This is a genomic window from Maribacter taeanensis (assembly GCF_047345145.1).
Lineage (GTDB): Bacteria > Bacteroidota > Bacteroidia > Flavobacteriales > Flavobacteriaceae > Maribacter_C.
Genome location: NZ_JBLFER010000003.1, coordinates 118,722 through 132,701 on the forward strand (window position 1 = coordinate 118,722; position 13,980 = coordinate 132,701).

Genomic DNA, 13,980 nt, shown 5'->3' on the forward strand with positions numbered 1-13,980 from the left:
TTAAAAGAATTTTAATAGATCAATTTGACATTTTTTGGAGTAATTGGGTAGGGGAATACATACTTTTTTGATTTATTAAGAGTAATACATGTTTTAAGAATTCGCGGTTTTTGAACTATGTAATTCTGAGGTTAATTGTGGGTTTAATTTGGGTTTAAAAAAAATAAAAGAAATTTAATCCATTAGGATTTGAAATATAATGAAATAGTATTACATTTGCCGACCCTTAAACAGGGGTAAAGTTTTATACATATATAAGGTATGCCAACAATATCACAATTAGTACGAAAAGGAAGAGTCACAATTACTAAGAAGAGTAAATCGGCTGCTTTGGATTCGTGTCCTCAAAGAAGAGGGGTTTGTACGCGTGTTTATACCACTACACCTAAGAAGCCTAACTCAGCTATGCGTAAAGTAGCAAGGGTAAGGTTGACGAATGGTAAAGAGGTAAATGCTTACATCCCAGGTGAGGGTCACAATTTACAAGAGCACTCGATAGTATTAGTAAGAGGCGGAAGGGTAAAAGATTTGCCAGGAGTTAGATATCACATCGTTAGAGGTGCTTTAGATACTGCAGGTGTTGCAGGAAGAACTCAACGAAGATCTAAATACGGTGCAAAACGCCCTAAGAAGTAATCATAACTTTGTAAAGAAGCAGTAATGAGAAAAAAGCAGGCAAAGAAAAGGCCATTATTACCGGATCCAAGATTTAATGATCAGCTAGTTACACGTTTTGTGAACATGATGATGTGGGATGGTAAGAAATCGGTTGCCTTTAGTGTGTTTTACGATGCAATTGATATCGTAGAAGAAAAAAAGACCGACGAAGAAAAAACAGCTCTTGAGCTTTGGAAGGATGCATTGTCTAATGTTATGCCTCACGTAGAGGTTCGCAGTAGACGTGTTGGTGGGGCAACCTTCCAGATTCCAATGCAAATAAGACCAGACCGAAAAATTTCAACTGCGATGAAGTGGTTGATTAGTTATTCTAGAAAGCGTAACGAAAAAGGTATGGCTGCCAAATTAGCAGCTGAAGTCTTAGCAGCTTCCAAAGAGGAAGGTGCGGCAGTCAAGAAAAGAGTCGATACTCATAAAATGGCTGAAGCAAACAAAGCATTCTCTCACTTTAGATTCTAATCAGAAATGGCAAGAGATTTAAAATATACAAGAAATATAGGTATTGCCGCGCATATTGATGCTGGTAAGACCACTACTACAGAACGTATTTTGTTCTATACAGGTGTTAGTCACAAAATTGGTGAAGTTCATGATGGTGCTGCTACCATGGACTGGATGGAGCAAGAGCAGGAGCGTGGTATTACAATTACCTCTGCTGCAACTACTTGTGAGTGGCAATTTCCAACAGAAAACGGAAAACCGACTGCTGATGCAAAAGGTTTTCATTTTAATATTATTGATACTCCAGGTCACGTTGATTTTACTGTTGAAGTAAATAGGTCGTTACGTGTTCTTGATGGTTTGGTATTCCTTTTTAGTGCGGTTGATGGTGTTGAGCCACAATCTGAAACAAACTGGAGACTTGCTGATAACTACAAAGTGCCACGTATTGGTTTTGTAAACAAAATGGATCGTCAGGGGTCTAACTTCTTGATGGTTTGTAAGCAGGTTAAAACAATGTTAGGTTCGAATGCAGTTCCTATTGTTTTGCCAATTGGTGATGAGGCCGATTTCAAAGGTATTGTAGATTTAGCAAAGAACAGAGCTATAGTTTGGCATGATGAAGGCTATGGTTCTACTTTTGATGTTGTTGACATTCCAGAAGAAATGAAAGCTGAAGTAAAGGAGTATAGAGCTGCTTTAATTGAGGCTGTTGCGGAATATGATGAAGAATTGATGGAGAAGTTCTTCGAAGATGAAGACTCCATTACTGAAGAAGAAGTGCATGCTGCTTTAAGAGCTGCTGTTATGGATAGAGCAATCATTCCAATGATTTGTGGTTCTTCCTTTAAGAATAAAGGTGTGCAATTTTTATTGGATGCAGTATGTAGATACTTGCCTTCACCCATAGATAAAGAAGCTATTGTAGGAACTGATCCAAATACTGGTGAAGCAATTAGTAGAAAGCCGGATGTTAAAGAACCATTTGCTGCTTTGGCATTTAAAATTGCTACCGATCCTTTTGTAGGGCGTTTGGCGTTTTTCAGAACATATTCTGGTCGTTTAGATGCTGGTTCATACATATTGAACAACCGCTCAGGTAAAAAAGAACGTATTTCACGTATTTATCAGATGCATTCTAATAAACAAAATGCTATCGATTATATCGAAGCGGGCGATATTGGTGCTGCTGTAGGTTTTAAGGATATTAAGACTGGTGATACTATGTCTTCTGAAAAACATCCAATCATTCTTGAAAGTATGGACTTTCCTGATCCGGTAATTGGTATTGCTGTTGAACCTAAGACTAAGGTCGATGTTGATAAATTAGGTATGGCTTTGGCTAAATTGGCCGAAGAAGATCCTACTTTCCAAGTAAAAACTGATGAAGCATCAGGTCAGACCATTATTTCTGGTATGGGTGAGCTTCACTTAGATATTATTGTTGATCGTTTAAGACGTGAATTCAAAGTTGAGGTGAACCAAGGTGAGCCACAAGTTGAATATAAAGAAGCGCTTACGAAAATGGCTGCGCACAGAGAAACTTACAAGAAGCAATCGGGTGGACGTGGTAAATTCGGTGACATTGTCTTTGAAATGAGTCCTGCGGATGATGATTTCGAAGGAACAGGACTGCAATTTGTTGATCAAATTAAAGGTGGACGTATTCCTAAGGAATTCATTCCATCTGTTGAGAAAGGTTTTGCTGCGGCAATGATGAATGGGCCTTTGGCTGGGTTTGAGATGGATACTATGAAAGTGGTATTGAAAGATGGATCTTTTCACCCTGTGGATTCCGATGCACTTTCCTTCGAATTGGCTGCAAAAATGGGTTACAAAGCGGCGGGTAAAGCTGCTGGTGCTGTTATCATGGAGCCTATCATGAAGTTGGAAGTTATTACTCCAGAAGAAAATATGGGTGATATTGTTGGTGACTTGAATAGAAGACGTGGAACTATTAGTGATATGAGCGATAGAGCTGGAGCTAAAGTTGTAAAAGGTACTGTTCCTTTATCTGAGATGTTCGGATATGTTACTTCATTAAGAACATTGTCTTCTGGTAGAGCAACATCGACTATGGAATTCTCGCACTATGCAGAAACTCCATCGAATATTTCAGAGGAAGTAATTAAGGCAGCTAAAGGTGTAACCGCTTAATTTTTAGAAGATGAGTCAAAAAATTAGAATAAAATTAAAATCTTACGATCACAACTTAGTAGATAAATCTGCTGAGAAAATCGTAAAGACGGTAAAGACAACCGGAGCGGTAGTAACTGGCCCTATTCCTTTGCCAACACATAAAAAAATATTTACGGTTTTGCGTTCGCCACACGTAAATAAAAAATCTAGAGAGCAATTTCAATTGAGTTCTTATAAAAGACTCTTGGATATTTATAGCTCTTCGTCAAAAACTATTGATGCGCTTATGAAGCTTGAGCTTCCAAGTGGTGTTGAAGTTGAGATAAAAGTATAAGTGAAAAACCTATTCGAATAGGATAGGTGACATGTCCTGAGCCGCGTGCAAGGGAAAAACGGAAGAAAACAAAATTCAGGGTTGAATTAGTTTTTAACCCTGTTTTTTTATGTCTTAGTTGAGAGTAATACAAATTAATATAAACGGAAGGAAGATTTAAAGTTTAAATCGGATTTCCAAAATCTAAATCGAATGTCTGGGTTAATAGGAAAGAAAGTAGGTATGACCAGTATTTTTGACGAGAATGGTAAGAATATGCCATGTACCGTTATTGAAGCTGGACCATGCGTAGTTACCCAAGTCAGAACCGAAGAGGTCGACGGGTATAGTGCCCTTCAACTTGGTTTCGATGACAAGGCAGAGAAACGTGCTAATAAGGCTCAATCGGGTCATTTTAAAAAGGCAGGTACATCTCCCAAGAAAAAAGTCGTTGAGTTCCAAGATTTTGAAGGTGAGTTCAAATTAGGTGACACCGTTGGTGTTGATCTTTTTGAAGAAGGAGAATTTGTTGATGTAGTTGGTACGTCAAAAGGAAAAGGTTTTCAAGGTGTTGTTAAAAGACATGGCTTCGCCGGAGTTGGTCAAGCAACACACGGTCAACACAACAGACTAAGAGCTCCTGGTTCAATTGGTGCTGCTTCATATCCTGCGAGAGTTTTCAAGGGAATGAAAATGGCTGGTAGAATGGGTGGTGATCAAGTTACTGTTCAGAACCTAAGAGTTTTAAAAATAGTTCCAGAGAAAAACCTTATCGTAGTAAAAGGATGTGTACCTGGTCATAAGAATGCTTACGTAACTATTCAGAAGTAATGAAAGTAGCAGTTTTAGATATCAAAGGAAAAGAAACAGGTAGAAAGGCAGACCTTTCTGATGCTGTTTTCGGAATAGAGCCTAACAATCACGCAGTTTATTTAGATGTAAAGCAATACCTAGCTCACCAGAGACAGGGAACGCACAAATCGAAAGAGAGAGCGGAGATTGCAGGCAGTACAAGAAAGATTAAAAAACAAAAAGGGACGGGTACAGCACGTGCTGGTAGTATCAAATCGCCAATCTTTAGAGGTGGTGGACGAATTTTCGGCCCAAGACCTAAAGATTACACTCAAAAATTGAATAAAAACTTGAAGCGTTTGGCACGTAAATCTGCCTTAAGTATCAAGTCAAATGAGAAGGCAATTTTGGTAGTTGAAGACTTTGATTTTGAGGCTCCAAAAACTAAAGATTTTGTACAGGTTTTAAAGTCTTTGGGACTGGAGAACAAAAAGTCTTTATTTGTGTTGGGTGATTCAAATAATGGTGTATATTTGTCTTCGCGTAATTTGAAGCGCTCTGAAGTTGTAACTAGCTCAGAATTAAGCACTTACAAAATATTAAACGCAAACAATATTGTGTTATTAGAAGGTTCATTAGAAGGAATCGTAGCGAACTTAAATAAATAGGAAAACCATGAGTGTGTTGATAAAGCCAATTATAACTGAAAAGATGACCGCTGATAGCGAGTTGTACAATCGGTATGGTTTCATTGTTGACCCAAAGGCCAACAAGATTCAGATCAAGGAAGCTGTTGAATCAGCTTATGGAGTTTCGGTTAAGAAAGTTCGTACCATGAATTATGGTCCAACAAGAAAATCGCGGTATACCAAAACGGGTATTCAGCATGGTAAAACGAATGCTATCAAAAAAGCGATAGTTGATGTTGCCGAAGGAGATATTATTGATTTTTACAGTAATCTATAAAGACAAACAATGTCAGTTAGAAAATTAAAACCAGTAACTCCTGGACAGCGTTTTAGAGTTGTAAATGGGTTTGACGCCATTACGACTGATAAGCCGGAGAAGAGCTTGCTCGCTCCGTTAAAAAAGTCCGGAGGTAGAAACAGTCAAGGAAAGATGACGATCCGTCAAAAAGGTGGAGGTCATAAAAGAAGGTATCGTGTTATTGATTTCAAAAGGGATAAGCAAGGTGTTGCTGCAACCGTAAAATCGATTCAATACGATCCAAACAGAACGGCATTTATCGCATTGCTGGAATATACTGACGGTGAGAAAAGATACATAATCGCTCAAAACGGATTGGAAGTAGATCAGACGGTAACATCTGGTTCGAATGCAGCACCTGAAATTGGTAACGCACTTCCATTAAGCGATATTCCTTTAGGGACTATTATTTCGTGTATTGAGTTGCGACCTGGACAAGGGGCTGTAATGGCAAGAAGTGCTGGTACTTTTGCTCAATTAATGGCGAAAGATGGGAAGTTTGTAACTGTAAAGATGCCATCTGGTGAAACGAGATTAATTCTATCAGGTTGTTTAGCTACGATTGGTGCGGTTTCTAACTCCGATCATCAATTATTGGTTTCTGGTAAAGCTGGTAGAAGTAGATGGTTGGGTAGAAGACCAAGAACTAGACCGGTAGCAATGAACCCTGTCGATCACCCAATGGGTGGTGGTGAAGGTAGAGCTTCGGGTGGTCATCCAAGATCTAGAAATGGAATTCCGGCTAAGGGTTATAGAACTCGTCAGAAGACCAAGAGCACAAACAAATATATTTTAGAACGTAGAAAGAAATAAAAAGAAGAAAAAATGGCACGTTCACTAAAAAAAGGACCTTACGTTCACTATAGCTTGGAGAAAAAAATCCAACAAAACGCTTCTTCTGGAAAGAAAAGTGTTATAAAGACATGGTCAAGAGCTTCTATGATAACACCTGATTTTGTAGGTTTAACTATAGCTGTGCACAACGGGAGACAATTTGTTCCCGTATTCGTAACAGAAAATATGGTAGGGCACAAATTAGGGGAATTTTCTCCAACACGATCTTTTAGAGGTCACGCAGGGGCAAAGAATAAAGGTAAAAAGTAAGCTATGGGAGTTCGAAAAAAACAGATGGCCGAAAGAATTAAGGCTGAAAAGAAACAGATAGCGTTCGCAAAATTGAACAATTGTCCTACTTCTCCTAGGAAAATGCGTATTGTTGCAGATTTGGTCAGAGGTGTTGAAGTGGAAAAGGCGCTGGCAATATTGAGATTCAATCCGAAGGAAGCTTCTCGCAAGTTAGAAAAGCTTTTGCTTTCTGCTTTGGCAAACTGGCAAGCAAAGAATGAGGATGCTAGTTTAGAAGATGCTGATCTTATCGTAAAAGAGATTCGAGTGGATAGCGCGGCAATGTTGAAAAGATTGCGTCCAGCTCCACAGGGTAGAGCGCATAGAATTAGAAAACGTTCCAACCATGTAACATTGGTTTTGGGGTCTAACAATAATATAGCAAGCTAGAATGGGACAGAAAACAAATCCGATAGGAAATCGTCTAGGTATTATCAGAGGATGGGAATCTAACTGGTACGGTGGAAACGATTATGGAGACAAACTAGCTGAGGATAGCAAAATTCGAAAATACATCCATGCCCGTCTTTCAAAGGCAAGTGTTTCGAGAGTGATTATCGAGCGTACTTTGAAGTTGATTACAGTAACTGTAACAACAGCAAGACCAGGTATCATTATTGGTAAAGGTGGTCAAGAAGTAGATAAGCTTAAAGAGGAGCTTAAGAAGATCACTGGAAAAGAGGTTCAGATCAATATTTACGAAATCAAAAGACCTGAGGTTGATGCCAATTTGGTAGCTGCTAGTGTAGCGCGTCAAATTGAAAGCAGAATTTCTTTCAGACGAGCAATCAAAATGGCAATTGCAGCTGCGATGCGTATGAATGCTGAGGGAATCAAAATTCAGATTTCCGGTCGACTGAATGGAGCTGAAATGGCACGTTCTGAGTCTTACAAAGATGGTAGAATTCCATTGTCTACTTTCCGCGCAGATATTGATTATGCATTGCACGAAGCTCAAACTACTTATGGTAAGTTGGGAATCAAAGTTTGGATAATGAAAGGCGAAGTATACGGAAAGAGAGAGCTTTCTCCATTGGTTGGTATGAAAAAAGGCCAAAGCGACAAGGGAGGAAAAGGAGATCGTGGTGGAAAACAACGCCGTAGAAAGTAATTTTTTAAAGAAGTAAGAAAATCATGTTACAACCGAAAAGACAAAAGTTTCGTAAGATGCAAAAAGGCCGGATGAAGGGTATCTCAGGTAGAGGTCACCTGCTTTCGAATGGTATGTTTGGTCTTAAATCTTTGGAGACTCGTTTTATAACAGCACGTCAGATTGAAGCGGCTCGTATTGCTGCAACAAGATACATGAAAAGGGAGGGACAACTTTGGATTAAGATATTTCCAGACAAGCCTATTACCAAGAAACCATTAGAAGTACGTATGGGTAAAGGTAAAGGTGCACCGGAATATTTCGTAGCTCGTGTTTTACCTGGAAGAATTATGTTCGAGGTTGCTGGTGTACCAATGGATGTTGCCAAGGAAGCATTGCGATTGGCGGCTCAAAAATTACCGGTTAAGACAAAATTTATTGTTGCCAGAGATTATACTGCTGCAGACTAATTGAAGGAAATCATGAAAAAAAAGGAAATAAAAGAATTATCTGTTGAAGAGCTAAAACTAAAGTACGCTGAGCTTAAAAAAGAGCACGCGGATTTAAAAATGGCACACTTCGTAACTCCTTTGGAGAATCCTCTTCAAATTAGAAAGGTTAGAAGAATAGTAGCGCGATTGGCAACGGAATTAACTAATAGGGAAAACCAATAACTGGTTCTGCTTTATGGAAGAAAAAAGAAACTTAAGAAAAGAGAGAATAGGGGTTGTTACTAGTAACAAAATGGAGAAATCTATTGTAGTTGCAGAGGTAAAAAGAGTGAAGCACCCTATGTACGGTAAGTTCGTTTTGAAAACGAAAAAGTACGTTGCACACGACGAAAAGAACGATTGTAAGGAAGGTGATACCGTAAAGATTATGGAAACACGTCCTTTGAGCAAAACCAAATGTTGGAGGTTAGTAGAAATCTTAGAAAGAGCTAAATAATTATGTTACAGCAAGAATCAAGATTAAAAGTAGCGGACAATACAGGAGCAAAAGAAGTTTTGACCATTCGCGTTTTAGGTGGGACAAAAAGAAGATATGCTTCTATTGGAGACAAAATAGTTGTTACTGTTAAGGAGGCAACTCCGAACGGAGGTATCAAAAAGGGAGCTGTATCAACAGCAGTTGTGGTAAGAACCAAAAAAGAAGTAAGAAGACCTGATGGTTCTTACATTCGATTTGATGACAATGCATGTGTGTTGTTAAACCCAACTGGTGAAATGAGAGGAACTCGTGTTTTCGGACCGGTTGCAAGAGAACTTCGTGACAAACAGTTCATGAAAATTGTTTCATTGGCCCCTGAGGTACTATAATTTATAGCGAGGAATGAAAAAGTTAAAAATAAAAACGGGAGACACAGTACGAATCATAGCTGGAGACCATAAAGGTACCGAAGGTAAAGTGATGCGTGTTGATATTGCAAAGAACAAAGCAATTGTGGAAGGTGCTAATATGGTATCTAAGCATGAAAAGCCAAGTGCGAAAAATCCACAGGGCGGTATTGTTCAAAAAGAAGCGTTTATCAATGTTTCTAATCTAGCGCTTCTCGATGCTAAATCTGGTGACATTACCAGAGTTGGTTATGAAGTAAGAGATGGAAAAAAAGTTAGAGTTTCTAAAAAATCCAATGAAGTAATTTAGTTATGGCTTACGTTGCAAGATTAAAGAAAGAATATGGTGAACGCATTGTTAGTGCGTTGACAGAGGAATTTGGTTACAAGAATGTAATGCAAGTACCTAAACTACAAAAGATAGTAGTAAGTAGAGGTGTTGGTGCTGCAGTTGCCGATAAGAAGCTTATTGACCATGCGGTTGATGAGATGACTATGATTACAGGTCAAAAAGCAGTTGCAACAATATCTAAAAAAGATGTTGCTACCTTCAAATTACGTAAGGGTATGCCAATTGGTGCCAAAGTAACGCTTCGTGGAGAAAGAATGTACGAATTTTTAGACCGTTTGGTGACAAGTGCATTGCCTCGTGTTCGTGATTTTCAAGGAATCAAAGCTACCGGTTTTGATGGACGAGGAAATTACAGCTTAGGTGTTACAGAGCAGATCATATTCCCGGAAATTAATATTGACAAGATCAATAGAATAAACGGAATGGATATCACTTTCGTAACTACTGCTGCAACCGATAAGGAAGCGAAATCATTATTAACAGAACTAGGATTACCTTTTAAAAAGAAATAGTATGGCTAAAGAATCAATGAAAGCCCGTGAAAGAAAAAGGGCAGCGACTGTAGCTAAATATGCTGAAAAGAGAAAAGCTTTGAAAGAAGCTGGAGACTATGAAGGCCTGCAGAAATTGCCAAAGAATGCTTCACCTGTTCGTATGCACAACAGATGTAAGATTACCGGAAGACCTAAAGGTTACATGAGAACTTTTGGTATTTCAAGGGTGACTTTCAGAGAGATGGCAAATCAAGGATTGATTCCAGGAGTTAAAAAAGCCAGCTGGTAAGACAAAATTGAATAACTGGTTTCAGGTCTGGCACTACTGTCGGAAACCGTTACCGAAATATATAAGAATGGTTACAGATACTATAGCAGATTACTTAACAAGAGTTAGAAATGCCAATAGCGCAGGTCACAGAGTTGTTGAGATACCTTCATCTAAAGTGAAGAAAGAGATAACAAAAATATTATTCGATCAAGGATATATTTTGAGTTACAAGTTTGAAGAAGATAAAGTCCAAGGTAGCATTAAGATAGCTTTGAAATATGACAAGTTCACTAAAGATCCTGTTATAAAGAAGTTGCAAAGAGTTAGTAAGCCAGGTTTACGTAAGTATACGGGAGCTGATAATCTGCCAAGAGTTTTAAACGGATTGGGTATTGCAATTGTTTCTACATCTCACGGTGTAATGACAAGTAAGCAAGCTAAAAATGAAAATGTAGGTGGCGAGGTTCTTTGCTACGTATATTAATCAGTATAAAGATTTAGAAGATGTCTAGAATAGGTAATAATCCGGTAGCGATTCCTGAGGGAGTCACGATAGAGGTAAATGAGAATATAATTACTGTAAAAGGTAAGTTGGGTGAATTGACTCAAGAGTTTTCAGGAGTATCTGTAAAGGTTGAAGATGGACAAGCATGGGTAACCAGACCTTCTGATTCCAAAGAGCATAAAGCAAAACATGGTCTGTATAGATCTTTGGTTTTGAATATGGTTGAAGGAGTTTCTAAAGGATGGACAAAAGAGTTAGAACTTGTTGGTGTAGGATATAGAGCTAGCAATCAAGGTCAAAAGTTAGATTTGGCATTGGGATTCTCTCATAACATTGTTTTAAATTTGGCGCCAGAAGTCAAAGTGGAAACTATTTCTGAAAAAGGAAAGAATCCAATAGTAAAACTAACATCTTTTGACAAGCAGTTAGTTGGTCAGGTAGCGGCAAAAATTAGATCTTTCCGTAAGCCTGAGCCGTACAAAGGAAAAGGAATCAAGTTCGTTGGTGAACAATTGAGAAGAAAAGCAGGTAAATCCGCATAATAAAGTAGTGTTATGAAACTATCAAAGACACAAAGAAAATTAAGAATTAGAAGGAGAATACGTAAAGTATCGGCCGGAACTGCAGAACGACCCAGATTGTCGGTTTTCCGAAGTAATAAAGAAATTTATGCTCAGGTAATTGATGATGTTGAAGGAAAAACTTTAGTAGCTGTTTCTTCTAGAGATAAAGATTTAGCGAAAGCTAAGGGAACTAAAAGTGAAATTGCTGCCCTAGTTGGTAAAGCAATTGCTGAAAGATCTGCAAAAGCTGGTATCGATAAAGTAGCTTTCGATAGAGGAGGTAACTTGTACCACGGTAGAGTAAAAGCATTGGCTGAAGGAGCAAGAGAAGCGGGATTAAAATTCTAAAATAAGAGCATGTACCAGAAATACAAAAACGTAGAAACTGTTAAGCCAGGAGGTTTAGATTTAAAAGATAGATTGGTCGGTATCCAGAGAGTTACTAAGGTAACAAAGGGTGGACGAGCTTTCGGATTCTCTGCAATTGTTGTTGTAGGTGACGAAAATGGAGTTGTAGGTCACGGTTTGGGTAAATCCAAGGAAGTTGCTACTGCTATCGCTAAAGCTATCGAAGATGCTAAAAAGAATTTGATTCGTATTCCTTTGAATAAAGCCACATTGCCACATGAACAAAAAGGTAAGTTCGGTGGTGCTCGTGTATATATCCAACCAGCATCACATGGTACGGGTGTTATCGCAGGTGGTGCAGTTAGAGCGGTACTAGAGGCCGTTGGAGTGCATGATGTTCTTTCAAAATCACAGGGTTCTTCGAATCCTCATAACGTGGTAAAGGCTACTTTTGATGCACTTTTGCAATTAAGAGGTGCACATACCATAGCAAAACAAAGAGGTGTTTCCTTAGAAAAAGTTTTTAAAGGATAATTCAAGCAGACAATGGCAAAGAAAATTAAAGTAAAACAGTTAAAAAGCGCTATCAAAAGACCACAGAACCAAAAAAGAACCCTTGAGGCTCTTGGTTTGAAAAGAATTGGTCAGGTTGTAGAACATGAGGCTACAGCTAGTATTGTTGGCATGGTAAATACAGTTAAACACTTAGTTTCTACAGAAGAAGCTTAATACATATAAGGTAATGAATTTAAGTAATCTAAAACCAGCTGAAGGTTCTGTCAATAGAGACGGAAAACGATTAGGAAGAGGCCAAGGGTCTGGTAAGGGCGGTACGGCTGCAAGAGGACATAAAGGAGCTAAATCAAGATCTGGTTATTCTAAGAAAATTGGATTTGAAGGTGGTCAAATGCCGTTGCAAAGACGTGTTCCTAAATTTGGGTTTACAAACATTAACCGAAAAGAATATCAGGGCATTAACCTTTCTAAATTGCAAGAGTTAGTGGATAAGAAGGTTGTAAAAGATACGATTACTTTTGAAACACTCGTAGAAAATAGATTGGCACGTAAGAATGATTTGGTTAAGATTTTAGGTGGTGGAGAATTGAAAGCATCCTTAAAAATTTCTGTGCATAAATTTACTGCTACAGCGAAAGCTGCGATTGAAGCTGCAGGCGGAGAAGCAATAAATTTATAAGCGAATTATACTATGAAGAATTTTTTCGAAACAATATCCAATATTTGGAAAATAGAAGAACTAAGGAATAGAATAGGTATTACCTTATTACTTCTTTTAGTATACCGTTTTGGTTGTCAGATTGTTCTTCCAGGTATAGATACTACTCAATTAGGTGCTTTGGTTGATGGAACTGATCAAGGTATTTTTGCTTTATTGAATGCTTTTACGGGAGGAGCTTTTGCAAGTGCTTCTGTATTTGCATTAGGTATAATGCCGTATATTTCAGCATCAATTGTAGTTCAATTAATGGGTATTGCAATTCCATATCTTCAGAAGTTACAGAAAGAAGGTGAAAGTGGTCGTAAAACAATCAATCAGATAACAAGATGGTTGACCATTGGTATTTGTATCGTTCAAGCTCCTGCATATTTGTATGGACTTGAAGCTTTTGGTGTTCGCGATAGTGCATTTATAATGGGTAAAGGTCTTGATTTCATGGTGCCAGCTGTAATTATTTTAGTTACAGGCTGTGTATTTGCCATGTGGTTAGGAGAAAAGATTACTGATAAAGGAATTGGGAATGGTATTTCATTATTAATTATGATAGGTATCATAGCTACACTTCCTCAATCATTTGCTCAAGAAGTTGTTTCAAGGCTTGATGGTGTAGGTGGTCCAATGTTAATCTTGGTAGAAGTTATTGTTTGGTTCTTAGTAATTTTGGCCAGTGTATTGTTGGTAATGGCTACACGTCAGATTCCTGTGCAATATGCGAGAAGAACTGCTTCTGGTGGATACGAAAAAAATATCATGGGATCTAGACAATACATACCTTTGAAGTTAAATGCATCAGGTGTTATGCCGATTATCTTTGCACAGGCTATTATGTTTGTTCCTGGTTTAATAGGTGGAGCTATAGAAGGAGAAGTAGGAACTTGGATTCAAACGCAATTTTCAGATATCTTTGGCTGGGCTTATAATTTATTGTTTGCCTTACTAATTATCATATTTACATATTTCTATACTGCGATAACTGTTCCTACGAATAAAATGGCAGATGATTTAAAACGTAGTGGAGGTTTTATTCCAGGTATACGTCCAGGGAAAGAAACAGGTGATTTTTTAGATAAAATTATGTCATTAATCACCTTACCAGGTTCAATATTCTTAGCATTGTTAGCGGTTTTGCCGGCAGTGGTAGTGAAATTGCTTGATGTTCAGGCAGGATGGGCATTGTTCTTTGGTGGTACATCACTTTTAATTATGGTTGGTGTAGCAATTGACACAGTTCAACAAGTAAACTCCTATTTATTAAATCGTCATTATGATGGTTTAATGAAAACGGGTAAAAACAGAAAAGTAGCATAA

At 38.1% G+C, this 13,980-nt stretch carries 25 protein-coding genes; all 25 read left to right on the top strand.

What is annotated here, in order from left to right; genetic code table 11:
* The first annotated feature begins 261 nt into the window (after positions 1–261).
* Positions 262–636, top strand: a complete 375-nt coding sequence (gene rpsL / locus ACKWCD_RS12055; protein ID WP_031445118.1) for a 30S ribosomal protein S12 — start codon at positions 262–264, stop codon at positions 634–636.
* Positions 637–660: 24 nt separating this feature from the next.
* Positions 661–1,137 (top strand): 30S ribosomal protein S7, encoded by a 477-nt coding sequence (gene rpsG, locus ACKWCD_RS12060; RefSeq protein WP_138656061.1) that lies wholly within the window; start codon positions 661–663, stop codon positions 1,135–1,137.
* A gap of 6 nt (positions 1,138–1,143) precedes the next feature.
* Positions 1,144–3,276 (top strand): elongation factor G, encoded by a 2,133-nt coding sequence (gene fusA / locus ACKWCD_RS12065; RefSeq protein WP_413984224.1) that lies wholly within the window; start codon positions 1,144–1,146, stop codon positions 3,274–3,276.
* Between the two features lie 10 nt (positions 3,277–3,286).
* Positions 3,287–3,592, top strand: coding sequence for a 30S ribosomal protein S10 (rpsJ, locus tag ACKWCD_RS12070; RefSeq protein ID WP_007094989.1), 306 nt, complete (start codon positions 3,287–3,289; stop codon positions 3,590–3,592).
* 192 nt (positions 3,593–3,784) lie between these two features.
* Positions 3,785–4,402 carry a 50S ribosomal protein L3 gene (gene rplC, locus ACKWCD_RS12075; RefSeq protein WP_413984225.1) on the top strand — a complete coding sequence of 206 codons (618 nt, stop codon included), beginning with the start codon at positions 3,785–3,787 and terminating at the stop codon, positions 4,400–4,402.
* On the top strand, positions 4,402–5,031 hold the full coding sequence (rplD, locus tag ACKWCD_RS12080) for a 50S ribosomal protein L4 (RefSeq protein ID WP_413984226.1): 630 nt from the start codon (positions 4,402–4,404) through the stop codon (positions 5,029–5,031). The genes rplC and rplD overlap by 1 nt, the downstream gene beginning before the upstream one ends.
* Positions 5,032–5,038: 7 nt before the next feature.
* Complete coding sequence (gene rplW / locus ACKWCD_RS12085) at positions 5,039–5,329, top strand: 50S ribosomal protein L23 (protein WP_138656057.1); 291 nt, start codon at positions 5,039–5,041, stop codon at positions 5,327–5,329.
* A gap of 9 nt (positions 5,330–5,338) precedes the next feature.
* Positions 5,339–6,163: a 50S ribosomal protein L2 gene (gene rplB / locus ACKWCD_RS12090; protein WP_413984227.1), complete on the top strand. Its 825-nt coding sequence runs from the start codon at positions 5,339–5,341 to the stop codon at positions 6,161–6,163.
* A gap of 12 nt (positions 6,164–6,175) precedes the next feature.
* On the top strand, positions 6,176–6,454 hold the full coding sequence (gene rpsS / locus ACKWCD_RS12095) for a 30S ribosomal protein S19 (RefSeq protein WP_138656055.1): 279 nt from the start codon (positions 6,176–6,178) through the stop codon (positions 6,452–6,454).
* Positions 6,455–6,457: 3 nt separating this feature from the next.
* Positions 6,458–6,865, top strand: a complete 408-nt coding sequence (rplV, locus tag ACKWCD_RS12100) for a 50S ribosomal protein L22 (protein ID WP_138656054.1) — start codon at positions 6,458–6,460, stop codon at positions 6,863–6,865.
* Between the two features lies 1 nt (position 6,866).
* The gene (rpsC, locus tag ACKWCD_RS12105; RefSeq protein ID WP_413984228.1) at positions 6,867–7,586 is read left to right on the top strand and encodes a 30S ribosomal protein S3; all 720 of its coding nucleotides are present in this window, start codon (positions 6,867–6,869) and stop codon (positions 7,584–7,586) included.
* Positions 7,587–7,609: 23 nt separating this feature from the next.
* Positions 7,610–8,035, top strand: coding sequence for a 50S ribosomal protein L16 (gene rplP / locus ACKWCD_RS12110; protein WP_138656052.1), 426 nt, complete (start codon positions 7,610–7,612; stop codon positions 8,033–8,035).
* 12 nt (positions 8,036–8,047) lie between these two features.
* On the top strand, positions 8,048–8,239 hold the full coding sequence (gene rpmC, locus ACKWCD_RS12115; protein WP_413984229.1) for a 50S ribosomal protein L29: 192 nt from the start codon (positions 8,048–8,050) through the stop codon (positions 8,237–8,239).
* A gap of 13 nt (positions 8,240–8,252) precedes the next feature.
* Positions 8,253–8,513, top strand: coding sequence for a 30S ribosomal protein S17 (gene rpsQ, locus ACKWCD_RS12120; protein WP_055397057.1), 261 nt, complete (start codon positions 8,253–8,255; stop codon positions 8,511–8,513).
* Positions 8,514–8,515: 2 nt separating this feature from the next.
* Positions 8,516–8,884 carry a 50S ribosomal protein L14 gene (gene rplN / locus ACKWCD_RS12125; RefSeq protein WP_013993867.1) on the top strand — a complete coding sequence of 123 codons (369 nt, stop codon included), beginning with the start codon at positions 8,516–8,518 and terminating at the stop codon, positions 8,882–8,884.
* A 13-nt stretch (positions 8,885–8,897) separates the two neighbouring features.
* A complete protein-coding gene (rplX, locus tag ACKWCD_RS12130) occupies positions 8,898–9,212 on the top strand; it encodes a 50S ribosomal protein L24 (RefSeq protein WP_413984230.1) in 315 nt (104 codons plus the stop codon).
* A gap of 2 nt (positions 9,213–9,214) precedes the next feature.
* Positions 9,215–9,766: a 50S ribosomal protein L5 gene (rplE, locus tag ACKWCD_RS12135; RefSeq protein WP_413984231.1), complete on the top strand. Its 552-nt coding sequence runs from the start codon at positions 9,215–9,217 to the stop codon at positions 9,764–9,766.
* A 1-nt stretch (position 9,767) separates the two neighbouring features.
* Positions 9,768–10,037: a 30S ribosomal protein S14 gene (gene rpsN, locus ACKWCD_RS12140; RefSeq protein ID WP_138656048.1), complete on the top strand. Its 270-nt coding sequence runs from the start codon at positions 9,768–9,770 to the stop codon at positions 10,035–10,037.
* 67 nt (positions 10,038–10,104) lie between these two features.
* Positions 10,105–10,503, top strand: coding sequence for a 30S ribosomal protein S8 (rpsH, locus tag ACKWCD_RS12145; protein WP_138656047.1), 399 nt, complete (start codon positions 10,105–10,107; stop codon positions 10,501–10,503).
* 20 nt (positions 10,504–10,523) lie between these two features.
* Entirely contained in the window at positions 10,524–11,066 is a 543-nt protein-coding gene (rplF, locus tag ACKWCD_RS12150; protein WP_138656046.1) for a 50S ribosomal protein L6, read from the top strand.
* 12 nt (positions 11,067–11,078) lie between these two features.
* Positions 11,079–11,435 carry a 50S ribosomal protein L18 gene (rplR, locus tag ACKWCD_RS12155; RefSeq protein ID WP_138656045.1) on the top strand — a complete coding sequence of 119 codons (357 nt, stop codon included), beginning with the start codon at positions 11,079–11,081 and terminating at the stop codon, positions 11,433–11,435.
* 9 nt (positions 11,436–11,444) lie between these two features.
* Positions 11,445–11,969, top strand: coding sequence for a 30S ribosomal protein S5 (gene rpsE, locus ACKWCD_RS12160; protein WP_138656044.1), 525 nt, complete (start codon positions 11,445–11,447; stop codon positions 11,967–11,969).
* A 12-nt stretch (positions 11,970–11,981) separates the two neighbouring features.
* The gene (gene rpmD / locus ACKWCD_RS12165) at positions 11,982–12,164 is read left to right on the top strand and encodes a 50S ribosomal protein L30 (RefSeq protein ID WP_138656043.1); all 183 of its coding nucleotides are present in this window, start codon (positions 11,982–11,984) and stop codon (positions 12,162–12,164) included.
* Positions 12,165–12,177: 13 nt separating this feature from the next.
* Positions 12,178–12,630 carry a 50S ribosomal protein L15 gene (rplO, locus tag ACKWCD_RS12170; protein ID WP_413984232.1) on the top strand — a complete coding sequence of 151 codons (453 nt, stop codon included), beginning with the start codon at positions 12,178–12,180 and terminating at the stop codon, positions 12,628–12,630.
* A gap of 12 nt (positions 12,631–12,642) precedes the next feature.
* Positions 12,643–13,980 (top strand): preprotein translocase subunit SecY, encoded by a 1,338-nt coding sequence (gene secY, locus ACKWCD_RS12175; protein ID WP_413984233.1) that lies wholly within the window; start codon positions 12,643–12,645, stop codon positions 13,978–13,980.